The sequence below is a fragment of the Euryarchaeota archaeon genome (assembly GCA_016207515.1).
Taxonomy (GTDB): Archaea; Thermoplasmatota; SW-10-69-26; order JACQPN01; family JACQPN01; genus JACQPN01.
In genome coordinates this window covers 20,535-31,661 of sequence record JACQPN010000004.1, presented here as the reverse complement: position 1 = coordinate 31,661, position 11,127 = coordinate 20,535, and the positions used below count along the sequence as shown (strand labels likewise).

Annotated in this window: 14 protein-coding genes; 11 read left to right on the top strand and 3 right to left on the bottom strand. The window is 63.1% G+C overall.

Annotation, left to right across the window (positions count from 1 at the left end):
- Nucleotides 1-260 precede the first annotated feature (260 nt).
- From HY556_02370 to HY556_02350, 5 genes are all read left to right on the top strand, one after another.
- Nucleotides 261-398 carry a hypothetical protein gene (locus tag HY556_02370; GenBank protein MBI4392629.1) on the top strand — a complete coding sequence of 46 codons (138 nt, stop codon included), beginning with the start codon at nt 261-263 and terminating at the stop codon, nt 396-398.
- A 62-nt stretch (nt 399-460) separates the two neighbouring features.
- Nucleotides 461-841 carry a thioredoxin gene (locus HY556_02365; protein MBI4392628.1) on the top strand — a complete coding sequence of 127 codons (381 nt, stop codon included), beginning with the start codon at nt 461-463 and terminating at the stop codon, nt 839-841.
- 194 nt (nt 842-1,035) lie between these two features.
- Complete coding sequence (locus HY556_02360) at nt 1,036-2,043, top strand: FAD-dependent oxidoreductase (protein ID MBI4392627.1); 1,008 nt, start codon at nt 1,036-1,038, stop codon at nt 2,041-2,043.
- Complete coding sequence (locus HY556_02355) at nt 2,040-2,528, top strand: hypothetical protein (protein MBI4392626.1); 489 nt, start codon at nt 2,040-2,042, stop codon at nt 2,526-2,528. The genes HY556_02360 and HY556_02355 overlap by 4 nt, the downstream gene beginning before the upstream one ends.
- Before the next feature lie 297 nt (nt 2,529-2,825).
- Nucleotides 2,826-3,389: a peroxidase-related enzyme gene (locus tag HY556_02350; GenBank protein ID MBI4392625.1), complete on the top strand. Its 564-nt coding sequence runs from the start codon at nt 2,826-2,828 to the stop codon at nt 3,387-3,389.
- 206 nt (nt 3,390-3,595) lie between these two features.
- Here HY556_02350 and HY556_02345 read toward each other — a convergent pair whose 3' ends face one another.
- Nucleotides 3,596-4,243, bottom strand: coding sequence for a hypothetical protein (locus HY556_02345; GenBank protein MBI4392624.1), 648 nt, complete (start codon nt 4,241-4,243; stop codon nt 3,596-3,598).
- 346 nt (nt 4,244-4,589) lie between these two features.
- Here HY556_02345 and HY556_02340 point away from each other — a divergent pair, with 346 nt between their 5' ends.
- A complete protein-coding gene (locus tag HY556_02340; GenBank protein ID MBI4392623.1) occupies nt 4,590-4,865 on the top strand; it encodes a helix-turn-helix transcriptional regulator in 276 nt (91 codons plus the stop codon).
- Nucleotides 4,866-4,962: 97 nt separating this feature from the next.
- Here the strand turns inward: HY556_02340 and HY556_02335 are convergent, their stop codons facing one another.
- Nucleotides 4,963-5,298: a hypothetical protein gene (locus HY556_02335; protein ID MBI4392622.1), complete on the bottom strand. Its 336-nt coding sequence runs from the start codon at nt 5,296-5,298 to the stop codon at nt 4,963-4,965.
- A gap of 179 nt (nt 5,299-5,477) precedes the next feature.
- Between HY556_02335 and HY556_02330 the strand changes: the two genes are divergently transcribed.
- The 5 genes from HY556_02330 (at nt 5,478) to HY556_02310 (ending at nt 10,087) form a co-directional block, all read left to right on the top strand.
- Nucleotides 5,478-6,704, top strand: coding sequence for a radical SAM protein (locus tag HY556_02330; protein MBI4392621.1), 1,227 nt, complete (start codon nt 5,478-5,480; stop codon nt 6,702-6,704).
- Complete coding sequence (locus HY556_02325; GenBank protein ID MBI4392620.1) at nt 6,701-7,435, top strand: methyltransferase domain-containing protein; 735 nt, start codon at nt 6,701-6,703, stop codon at nt 7,433-7,435. The genes HY556_02330 and HY556_02325 overlap by 4 nt, the downstream gene beginning before the upstream one ends.
- Nucleotides 7,436-7,496: 61 nt before the next feature.
- Nucleotides 7,497-8,168 (top strand): helix-turn-helix transcriptional regulator, encoded by a 672-nt coding sequence (locus HY556_02320; protein MBI4392619.1) that lies wholly within the window; start codon nt 7,497-7,499, stop codon nt 8,166-8,168.
- Nucleotides 8,169-8,175: 7 nt separating this feature from the next.
- The gene (locus tag HY556_02315; protein ID MBI4392618.1) at nt 8,176-8,991 is read left to right on the top strand and encodes a thioredoxin domain-containing protein; all 816 of its coding nucleotides are present in this window, start codon (nt 8,176-8,178) and stop codon (nt 8,989-8,991) included.
- 1 nt (nt 8,992) lies between these two features.
- Nucleotides 8,993-10,087 carry a cytochrome c biogenesis protein CcdA gene (locus HY556_02310; GenBank protein MBI4392617.1) on the top strand — a complete coding sequence of 365 codons (1,095 nt, stop codon included), beginning with the start codon at nt 8,993-8,995 and terminating at the stop codon, nt 10,085-10,087.
- Here HY556_02310 and HY556_02305 read toward each other — a convergent pair.
- Nucleotides 9,998-11,122: a DUF3179 domain-containing protein gene (locus tag HY556_02305; protein ID MBI4392616.1), complete on the bottom strand. Its 1,125-nt coding sequence runs from the start codon at nt 11,120-11,122 to the stop codon at nt 9,998-10,000. The genes HY556_02310 and HY556_02305 overlap by 90 nt on opposite strands.
- Nucleotides 11,123-11,127: the final 5 nt, after the last annotated feature.

The window sequence follows — 11,127 nt, the reverse complement described above, 5'->3', positions numbered from 1 at the left end:
GCGCAAGGGTGCGGAAGTCCGAGTGTATCTTCCCGGGAATCGGGAGAAGGTTTTCAAGGTCCGGCGGCGATACGGTCGCCGCCGGCCAGGGGGGTCGGTTTTAGAGTTACAAGGCGGGTCGGATTAGCGAGTTACACGACACATCACCCCACAAAGTAGCCTTGGATTGACGAGGTCGTCATTGTCGCGAAAGGGCGCAGGTCGCACGTTTGGACCCTTCTAAGGAACCCTTATCGGCAGGCGGGACCATACGTGAATCCATGGACGCGAAAGAAAAACCTAAGCCGATCGAGTCCGATTATTGGGCCCGGTGCGAGGGCATTCCACTGATGCACGTTCCAAAAACCGCCGAGGAGAAAAGGGAACTCGAGGCGAAGGGCGCGTGCAGCTGCGGCTGAATCGACGCGCCCCCGAAATCCATGTACCGCGTTTCACGCATTTCTCGAGGAAGTGACCGAAAATGACACCGGAAACCCAGACCAGCATCCAAGCCTTGACATCCGCGGATTTTGACAGCATCGCTCTCGGCGGCCACGATCTCGTCGTCGTCGACTTTTGGGCGCCGTGGTGCATCTATTGCAAGAAACTCGCCCCGATCTACGACGAACTGTCGAAGAAGATGGCGGGCCAGCTCCGCTTCACCAAGGTGAACGCCGACGAGGCGCCGGAGCTTACCAAGAGGTACGGCATCTCGGGACTCCCCACGCTGAAGTTCTTCTGCAACGGGCGGGAGGTCGGCGAGATCATCGGGGCCCCGCCGAGGGAACGGCTGGAAGCCGCCTTCCGCGAAGCCGTCGCGAGTGCCCGCGAGTGCCTTGCAGTCTCGTCGCCGACCAAGTAGTAGGAGTTGGCCATGGTCCAAGGAGCACGTCTTGCGGGCGCGAGCGTCCACTATTGTGAGGTATGCTATCTGGCCTACATGCAAAACGAGCTGGCCGGGCGATGCGAGCAGTGGTGCAGGACTCACCCGAGCTGCTCCCTCGAAATCGGACGGCATGCGGTCGGTTCCATAGCGGAAAGCGGGGAAGCGGGCAAATGAGGGCGGCCGCCAGGTACGACCTTGCGATCATCGGTGCGGGTGTCACAGGCCTCGCCGCCGCCATGTACGCGGCCCGCCTGAACCTGCGCACGATCGTCCTCGGCAACGCCGGGGAGCACTCCCCCGCGCTGGACATCGGGGGGACGATCACCCTCACGGACACGGTCGAGAACTATCCAGGATTCATCCGACTCACCGGTGAGGAACTCGCGAAAAAGCTCGAGGATCACGCGAAGTCGTATCCCCAAGTGGAAATCAAGAACGCGTGGGTGCAAAGCGTCGATCGCGGCGAGAACTGCTTCTTCCTCCACACGGGAGAAGGCCTGATAGAGTCGTCGACGCTACTCTTCGCCACGGGCACTCGGCACCGCGAACTCCCTGTGCCCGGCCACGACGAGTTCCGCAACAAGGGCGTCCAATATTGCGCGCTCTGCGACGGACCGCTCTACAAGGGAGGGACCGTCGCGGTCGTGGGGGGAAGCGATTCGGCAGCAAAGGAGGCGCTTCTTCTTGCGGAGCATGCGAATAAGGTCTACCTGATCGCCCGCGGTCCCGAGATCAAAGCCGAACCGATAAACAGGAAGCGCGTCGCGGATCATCCTAAAATCGAGGTCATCACGGGCACGAACGTCGTCGGAATCGAAGGGGACAATAAAGTACGCAGCATCCTCCTTGACAAGGCGACCGCTTCGGGGGCGAAGCTCCTCGTGGACGCCGTTTTCGTAGCGATAGGCGTGATACCTCTCTCGGATCTCGCCAAGAGCCTCGGCATCAAGACGAATGAACGCCATGAGATCATCATCGATCGCGAGTCGCGCACGACTGTAGCGGGCGCGTACGCGGCGGGCGACGTCACGGACAGGAAATTCAAGCAGGCCATCACGGGTGTGGCTGAAGGTGTCGTGGCGGCTTACAGCGCGTTCGAGGACCTGAAAAACGACGTGGTCTGTGCGTGCGACGACGAAAAAGCCCACAAGCGTGTCCACGCCGGTAAGGGGACATGACGGCGAAGTTCGATCTCGAAGTCCCCATTGCCCGAGATTCCGCCGGCGTCGCCCATTGGTGGCTCGACTTCCCGGCAATCTACACCTCCGATCGGCGCCGAGAGCAGCCCTACCGCATCGAAACCACCTCGAGGACGGACAGGAGGATCGAGATCCGAACATTCTGGAAGATGATGGGCATGCGGTTCAGATTCCAGGAATCAATCCAGGTGGTCGGGCCCCTAGCCTTCGATGCGGAGATCCTCATGGGACCAATCGTCGTGAACGACACGTTCCGGATCGAGGATGATGGAAACGGTGCATCGAAGATGCGGATCCACACCGTGGTCGCAGGCCGCGGCGTATTAGGCGTCGTCATGGCGCCCATGATCGCCCCAATCCTGCACAGGTGGATGAAACGGATCTGGGCCGACGCCGCACGGCTTTGCGCGGAGGACGGAAGGAAGGCCGCAGCGGCCCTCGGGCCGAATGCGCCAAGTCAGTGACCCACGCCCTTCTGGTGGCCGGAGGGTCTTTCACATCTTTCTTGCGCAGGACTCGCAGAGGTACTCATATTCACCCGACGCCCCAAGGCGTACCATTTTCGCGAGCGCGAAGAAGTTCCCGCAGGACTTGCACGCGGCGCTGGGCTTCAATTCCCCTGACGACACGCTCTCGAAGCGGCGAGGCTCCATATCAAAGCGACGGGGGGCAGGTTACCCGGAAGAAAGCGTCACGGAAGACGTGGCAACCCGCGGTCTTGGGTCATCGCATTGATGAGGCGGGGAGCGGTCATGTCGTCGATGCCACACGTCAAGATAATCGACGAGGCGGATGCCACTGGTCGCCTCAAAGAGATCTACGACGACACGCGCCGAAAACGCGGCTCCATCGCAAACATCCTCAAATCACAGAGCCTCCTCCCAGAGACCCTCGCCGCCCACCTCGACTTCTACCTCGCGATACAGTTCGGGAAGAACTCCGAGAACGGTCTCACGCGGGCGCAGCGCGAGATGCTCGCAGTCGTCGTATCCGCCGCCAACCGCTGCGACTACTGTGTCGCGCACCACGCGGACGCGCTCGACCGGTACTGGAGGGAGGAGCCGCGCACGAAAGCGCTCGCCGAGGATTTCAGGAATGCTCGTCTCTCTCCGGCCGAGACCGCCTTGGCGGGTTTCGCCGAGAGGTTGACGAAGAGTCCCGGCGCGGTCGGCGCCGGCGACGTCGAGGAACTCAAGAAGGTCGGCTGGAAGGATGAGGCGATACTGCAGACGATCCTGACGACGGGTTACTTCAACTTCGTGAACAGGCTTGCCATCGGGGCTGGCGTCGCGGTCGACGATGTGGAGAAGCCTTACGACTACTGACAACGGGGGTGCGACGGGCGTTCTGCCGCGCGTCGCTCGATCTCCCGCGAAGAAAGGCTACGAGGGTCCGCCCTTTTTCGCGCAAGGCGCGTACAAGTACTCGTATTCACCCGACGCGCCGACCCGCACCGTGGAGGACACTTCAAAAAAATAGCCGCAATGCCTGCAAGTTGCGCGTCGCGGCACTGCCGGAGCTCCCTGATTGGTCACGTCGTCCTCGCCCTCGTCGACAACTGGCAGCAAGGCTCGGCGCTCACGTGGGGCTGTTCGATCCCTGTACGGCCGGCGAGTGCAAGTCCCTTCTGTATGACACCGAGGATCTCCTCTTCGCAGCACGCGCCTTTTGGATTCGTCACCTGGCAAGCCTTGCCGGTGTTTGCCCGAGTATATTCGCGGACGTCCTCCATCGAAGTACAGCAGCCCTCCTCCACGATCTCGCGAAGTATGCGCTCCTCTGGGACGTTAAGGCAATAACACATAGTGCGACTGCCTCCGGTTTCCTTCTGGCCCACGCGCTTGACCGTTTCGTCCTTGGTGACGTAGATGCCGCTCGGGTTGTTGTAATAGACGACGGGGCAGTCCCGAGTGTCGCTGAAGCGAAAACCCTTCATGTCCCCGAGTGCCGGGTGATGGTCTCGTTTCGTTATGCTCCTTACCGTTATCGGGGCGACCTCCGCCCCTCGATGGCCACAGGCTGGACAAGCGGACGCCGCCTGATCCGGATCGATGGCGACGAGCGTCCAGTAGGCGTCTGCCGTCGTCACTTCAAGCCTGCCCACTGACCGGATGCGTGGGATGTTCTCTCCCTCCCATGGTTGGGGGTGTTGGTGTCTTGCCCCCTTCGGAGCGGTCATCATCGGTCCCCCGGCGATTCTTCTTCAGTGGTCTGACCGGGCTTCGCCCACTCCTCCATCGGTTTGTTCGTCACGCGGCAACAATCGGGGGTCAATATTCCATCTCCTTCCTAGCGTCCAGATCCGGCAGGTCCGCGGGTGGGGCCCCGGGTGAAGGCACCCTTCGCGTCGCTGCAGAATCCATAGTTATTATGGACTGGGAAGTTGATATACGGACGAGTGAGGTGATACGACGTTACTGCGTAAGGGCGCAGCGAAGCGGGCCAAGGCGCGGGCCGCGGGCCCGGACTTTTGCGTCATCCAGAAGGACGGCCGTGATTACTGCGTCTACCCGCTGGACGATGTCATGGAAACATTGGGCAGAAAGTGGTCCGTCCTCGTCATCGGGATCGTGGGCAACAAGGCGCGAACGCGTTTCCACGTCCTCCAAGCAGCTCTCCCGGGGATATCGCCCCGAACCCTCACTGACCGGCTGCGGGAACTGGAAGAGCAGGGCATAGTGGAACGCCAAGCATATCCGGAGATCCCGCCACGCGTCGAGTATTCCTTGACGCGCCAGGGCGAGATCCTGAGAGACGCGCTCATTCCGCTACTGGAATGGGCGGCGGCACGCGTGCGTTGAATCGGTAGCGGCGGATAGGTATCGGTCTGAAGAGGCGGAAACAGTTGAGGTTCAGATCTGGTGTCATCCGTTGGTTGCAAATATCATGAACGTCCCGTCAACCGTCCCGCGAACCGCTCGCCCCGAGTCGTTGGAATGCAGCCCGCACCGCCTCCTTGACGAAGGAGACCGACGGAACCCGTCCCTGGCAGACGACCCGGCCGTCCACCAGCAGGACCGGCGGGTGCCACCCTCCCTTGAGTAGGGCTGCCGGGAGGTTCTCAAACCAGGGCTTGACGACCAACGTGCCGGGCACGTCAGGCGAACTCCTTATCGCTTGTTCCACGGCGTGCACCATCAGGTCGCACTCCTCGCACCAACGCTTAGGGACGTTGAAGAAGAAGTGACGACCGGTGAACCGGTAGATGACCAACGAAACCGCGGGCTTGTCCACAAGGTCAATAGGTCACGACGCATGTCGAGCCTGTCGCTCAAGCGTTGAAGGCCACGTATAAGTGCAGGCCGGAAGCTGGGTAACTTGTCTTGCCACAGGAACCCCTGTCCCGAAGTGAGAGTCTGTGCCGGAGCTGCCTCGAAAAGGTGGACGGTGATTATGTTTTGCGTGACGGGCGGGTGTACCTTGAGAGAAGGTGCGAGGCACACGGCGCCTTCTCCGACCCGTTCTGGGAGGACGCCGATCAGTTCCGGCGTTTTCTGGGTTCCGAGCCCCGTGTCGAGCCCGGCTCCCGGGCCCTCGCGGTGAAAGCGGGCCATGCATGCGTCGCCGTCTTGGAGGTGACCGAACGGTGTAATCTCGAATGCGACTATTGCTTCGCGTCCTCCGGGCCGCAGGGCCGCGAGCGAAGCGCCGAGGAGGTCGGTCGCCTCCTGGAAGTGGTCCTCGAGTCGAGCGGCGCAGTGCCATTGCAGCTTTCCGGCGGCGAACCCACCGTGCACCCCAAGCTTGCCGACCTCGCCCGGCTGGCCCGCGCGAAAGGATTTGGCCACATCGAGGTGAACACGAACGGTATCCGCATCGCGGGCGATGCGGGTTACGCCGAGCAACTGAAGGCGGCCGGCGTCTCCACGCTCTACCTGCAGTTCGACGCGCTCTCAGACGACGTGTATGCGGTTACGCGGGGCCGTCCACTCCTCCGGATCAAGTTGCAAGCGATCGAGAGGGCCCGCGAGGCGGGACTCTCCGTCACGCTCGTCCCGACGGTCGTTCCTGGAGTTAACGAAGACCGCCTCGGCGAGATCGTCAGGTTCGCCCTGGAAAACCTTGATGTCGTAAGGGCCGTGAACTTCCAACCCGTTGCCCGGTTCGGAAGGCATGGAAAGACCACGCTCCGTCTCTCCGTCGGCGCCGTTTCTAGCCTCTTGGCCCGCCAGGTGCCGGGACTGCGCGAAACGGATATCGTCCCGGTACCTTGCTGTTCGGCCTTCTGTTCGGCGGCGACCGTCATCCTGAAGACGCCCGCGGGCCCGGTCCCCCTCACGCGGTTCGTATCGCCGGGCGTACTCGCCGAGGTGCTGTCGAGGGTGCGTGAGAAGGACTACCTCGAAGTCATGGCGTCGACGCAGCGGGGCCGCGACCGCGTGGTCGAAATCGCCTGCGCGTGCGCCCTGCCGGTGCCCGGCGCGGCCGGCGAGCTTCTGAAGCGGAGCCTGACGGTCTCCATAATGGGTTTTATGGATCTCGGTTCCGCCGACACGAGGCGCCTCATGAATTGTTGCGTGGGCGTCCCGGATCCCAAAGGGGGCCTCGTGCCGTTCTGCGCGTACAACATGACAGACGAGGCGGGGAAGTACGTGTTCAGGGAACGGCTCGAACTCGAAGGGAGGCGGTGCGTCTCGTGAGCGCAAACATGCGAGGATATGAAGAGCCGCTCATCGAGGCTATCCTCGGCCGCAGTCTCCACCCCGGTGGGGCCGCGCTCACGAGTGAGCTTGCAAGGCTCGCTCGTATCGCACCGGGCTGCCGTGTGCTCGACGTCGCATGCGGCCCAGGATCGACACTCGAAACACTTTCACGCGGCCACGGGGCAACGTCAGTGGGATTGGATCCGTCGCGCCCGCTTCTCCGACGCGCGAGATCCGCAGGCGCCGACGCCCTCGTGATGGGGACCGGAGGCGACCTCCCGTTCATGAGCGAGAGCTTCGACGCCGCGTTCGTGGAATGCTCGCTTTGCCTCACCGGCGAGCCGGCGGTGGTGCTCGCGGAGATGCGTCGCGTGCTGGTCCCGGGAGGGCGTTTGGTCATGAGCGACGTCACCCTCGAAGGGCCCCAGGAAGCCCTGCGCGACCCCGTATTCTCCCTCGCTTGCCTGCGTGAAGCGCTCCCGCGAAAGAGCCTTGAGCGCCTTTTGAACGCGTCCGGACTTCGCATTGACCTTTACGCTGATCGCTCCGACGCGCTCGTGGAATTCCGAAGCCGAGTCCTTGAGCGGATGGATGTGTATGGTCTCCTCGAAACCGCCGCCTCGGCAGGAAGCGAAACGGCCGCTAGGGGCCTTGCATTCGCGACCGCCCTCGGCGGGGCGCTTCGTGCCGGGGACATAGGTTACGCCGTCGCCGTCGCCCGAAAATAGGCCAACGCGGCACAACGGTTCAAGAGAACCTTCAAGGCATTGACCTTCTCTACGATATTCCGTGGGCATTCTCCAGATCGCGACCGTCGGCGAGGACACGGACCCAATAATGGTCGGTGTTCGGGAGTACCCGGTGAGCAAGCTCATCTTGATCTTCACCCCGGAATTCGAGGCCACGGCCCGCCGCGTACGGGGCCTCCTTGACCCCCTCAAAATGGAGATCGACCTTGTCAAGGTCGAAGGGGACGTGCTTCTCGGCGTTCTTCGGAAGGTCAGCGAGGTCGTGTCAGACGTCTCCGTGCGTTACGACGACATCTACGTGAACGTGGCTTCGGGGACTCGCATGTCCGGCTGTGCTGCGCTCTCGGCAGCGTTCGTGAACGGGCTAAAGGCATTCGGCGTGGAAAATGGAAAGCCGATGCTGTTCCCCGTGCTCAAGTTCAGTTACCAGGAACTCATCAGCGAGAGCAAGCTCTCGATACTGCGGGCTCTCGCGGCGGAGGGTGGCGCAAGCGATAGCCTACAGAAGCTCTCGGAGACCTCCGGCGTGGACAAGTCCCTCCTCTCGTACCACCTGCGCGGGGGCCGCGAAAACAAAGGGCTCGAAGAGCTCGGCCTCGTCGAGATCGACCGGGGCACGCGCGGGAGGCTCATCATCAAGCTCACGACCATGGGGACGATGCTCCTCTCCGGGTACGCGATCCCCGCCGAGGGCTCCACAAGGAGCCGATAGGGAGATCATGGCCGCCGCCGGCCAAGGAACGCGCCGCTGCCCCCGATGCGGAAAGACGTTCAAAACGGCGAGACACCTGAAGGCGCACGACGCGCACGCCCACGGTCCGGCCGCCAGGCGAAGGCTACTCGGCGGCGCCGCCCTTCTCGTTGTTGGCATCGGCGCGATCGCGTTCGGCGTGCTTCTGGCGACATGGCTTTCGGGAGCAAGCCAACAGATCGCGGCAAGGGACGTCGGCGATACCGCGGCGCTCGTCGTCGGGCACGGCCAACCCACCCTCGGAAACGATTCGGCTCCCGTGGCACTCGTGCTCTTCGAGGACCCCGATTGTCCGTTCTGCAAGCGATTCCACGACGACACGCTTTCCCGCATCGTGGCCGATTACGTGGACCCCGGCAGCGTCCGGATCATCGGCCGCGAATTCTCCGGGGGAAACCCATGGGGTGCTCCCGGCATGCTCGCGCGCGAGTGCGCCTTCGCGCAACGCACCGCCTCGTACTGGAACTTCACGTCGTGGTTCTACCGGGACCAAGCGAACCTGAACCTCGAATACGGCCGGCGTGGCGACGCCGCGATCGAGTCCGCGGGCGTCACGTACGCCGGTTCGGCAGGTCTTGACGCCGAAGCTTGGAGATCGTGCTTCACCGCGAAAGCGAAGCGGTCGGAAGTGAGCCGAGACCTGTCCGACGGGCAGAAGGCCGGTGCCCGGGGCACGCCGTCGTTTTTCGTTGTCGCCCCGGATGGCCACGTCCAATTCATCAGCGGGGCCCAGCCGTACCCGGTCTTCGCACAGGCGATAAACGCGGCCTTGGGGCGCGGCTGAAGTGGACGGGCGATCAAGCGCGTCCCGGACCATGGAGAGACGCGGCCCGAGAGCGGGAATCGGCGTTTGGGACGCGCGCGTGCTTACCATCCTCGTGGCAGGGCTCGCAAGCGTCCTTTCCCTCTCTGGGCGCCTCTTAGGGGCGGGGCTTGCGCCCGGCGTCATGCCTGTCCCCATATTGGTGACCTTTCCGGCCGCGTACCTGGCCGGCGTGCTCGCTTTCCTCTCCCCCTGCTCGGGCGCTATCATACCGGCCTTCTTCGCGTACTCGTTCACGAACCGGGGTCGCCTCATCGAGATGACTTACGTCTTCTACTTGGGCCTTGCGACGGTTTTCGTCCCGATCGGGTTCGCGACCTCGCTCTTCTCGGACCTTTTCATCATGAACAGGACGCTATTCTTCCAGGCCGGCGGCGCGATCTTGATTCTTTTGGGGTTAGTGACGATCGTCGGGTTTGCCCCGTGGGCCGCGCTCTCCTCGCGCTCGGCCGGCCACCTCACTGCCAGAGCCATGCTTGCGGGAAACGACGAAACGCCTCGCGTCTATGTCATGGGCCTCGTCTTCGGGCTCGCCACCTCGTCGTGCACCGCGCCCATCATCGGGGCCATCCAGCTTCTCGCCCTTGGAAGCGCGTTCGGCACGGCTGAGGCGATCCTCCTCTTCCTCGTGTTCGCGCTCGGGATTGTCACGCCGCTCTTCGCACTAGCCGTTGTCGGGGACCGGACGAAGCTCATCCGAGGCGGCCTCTTTCATGCGCGTCCGCTCGCGTTACCGGTTGTGGGCGCCACGACCACGACACGCCTCCTTACCGGCGTCGTCCTCATCGCGCTTGGCGGCGCCTTTATCGTTTTCGACGGCACGCTCGCTCTCACCGAACAATACGCCGCGTGGGGCCTCACGGACATCTACGGCGAACTCAACGACCGCCTCTTGGCCGCGACCGTGGCCGTCCCGCAGGTGGTCTGGGCGTCGCTCTTCGTGTTGGGCCTCGTTGCGACGTACAGGTTACTTCGAGCTGCGTCCACGAAGGAACAACGCGAGCGCGGCGGCGGTCGCGATGAGCGCGAACCCCGTGACGAACGGCCCCGCGGCTGAGGTCTCACGCGGCCCCGCCGTTGGCCTAAAGGGTTCGCCGGAAGCGTTGAAAACGGTCGTGTCCGGGTGGAAATCGTACCAAGCGAACCAGAAGAGGTTGACCACGTCGACACGTTGCAGGGCCTCGCCACCGTAAGTCTCGCAACCGCATCGGACACCGTAGATGCGTCCGCTCCCATCCACCATGTTCCCTGGCCCAGGCCCGGCGACGAACTGCCGGTCCCCGCGTTCGTAGGCGTGCACCTCGCCTTCGACCAAAGCCACGACGTTGGGGACGCCTCCGAGAGTGTCGTTGACGACGGCGAGGCGCGAGAGCGATTCGAAGGTGTACGCCCTCGCCTCCCCAAGCAATTGGATCCCCGCTACGAACGCCTTTGGATGCAGTCCCGCCACGTCGCTTCGCTCCCGGCCCGAAATCCCGATCTGCCGATTGTCGCGGTATGAGCCGTATGGGTAGCGGTCGTATTGCGACGAGGGGTAGGTGTCGGGTAGGGCGAGAAGTTTCGTTGCCGGGTGGCTTGACCGCCACTCCCCCCACGTGAGGACGCTGGTCTGCTCCGTTTGGAGCTTGACGCCGTGCAACACGCCACGGATGCCCTCGCCGGGGATCTGGGCCCAGAGCGTACCCGTTTCCCGGTCATACATCACAAGGTCGTTCTTGTAGAGCCGACCGGACACGGCGAACGTCAGGATCTGTCCCTGCACGGTCCTCTCATAGGCCACTGCGCTTCCGCAGAGCGGACAATAGGTGACTGCGAGGGGCTTTCCGCCCACCGTGTCGTCAACGATCTCGTGCCAGTCGAGGACCTTCACCGGATACGCCCTTGCATCGCCGTCGATTGAGACCCCTATTACGAGCTCATCGTCGCGGAGATAGGATTCGTCCGTGAAGCGTGGCGTCGTAATTGCAGGGATGCAGTCGGGGGCCGGGCATCCCCAGGGGATCTTATCGTCGGAAACGTGCGTTGCGCCGCCATGGGCGGCTGTGCCTGCGAAGATCACCATCAACATCAAGGCGACTAGCTTCACACGCATGGTCC

Coding starts and splice junctions, on each gene's coding strand:
- HY556_02370 (MBI4392629.1), top strand. CDS start 261: ATGGACGCGAAAGAAAAACCTAAGCCGATCGAGTCCGATTATTGGGCC.
- HY556_02365 (MBI4392628.1), top strand. CDS start 461: ATGACACCGGAAACCCAGACCAGCATCCAAGCCTTGACATCCGCGGAT.
- HY556_02360 (MBI4392627.1), top strand. CDS start 1,036: ATGAGGGCGGCCGCCAGGTACGACCTTGCGATCATCGGTGCGGGTGTC.
- HY556_02355 (MBI4392626.1), top strand. CDS start 2,040: ATGACGGCGAAGTTCGATCTCGAAGTCCCCATTGCCCGAGATTCCGCC.
- HY556_02350 (MBI4392625.1), top strand. CDS start 2,826: ATGCCACACGTCAAGATAATCGACGAGGCGGATGCCACTGGTCGCCTC.
- HY556_02345 (MBI4392624.1), bottom strand. CDS start 4,243: ATGACCGCTCCGAAGGGGGCAAGACACCAACACCCCCAACCATGGGAG.
- HY556_02340 (MBI4392623.1), top strand. CDS start 4,590: ATGGAAACATTGGGCAGAAAGTGGTCCGTCCTCGTCATCGGGATCGTG.
- HY556_02315 (MBI4392618.1), top strand. CDS start 8,176: ATGGCCGCCGCCGGCCAAGGAACGCGCCGCTGCCCCCGATGCGGAAAG.
- HY556_02305 (MBI4392616.1), bottom strand. CDS start 11,122: ATGCGTGTGAAGCTAGTCGCCTTGATGTTGATGGTGATCTTCGCAGGC.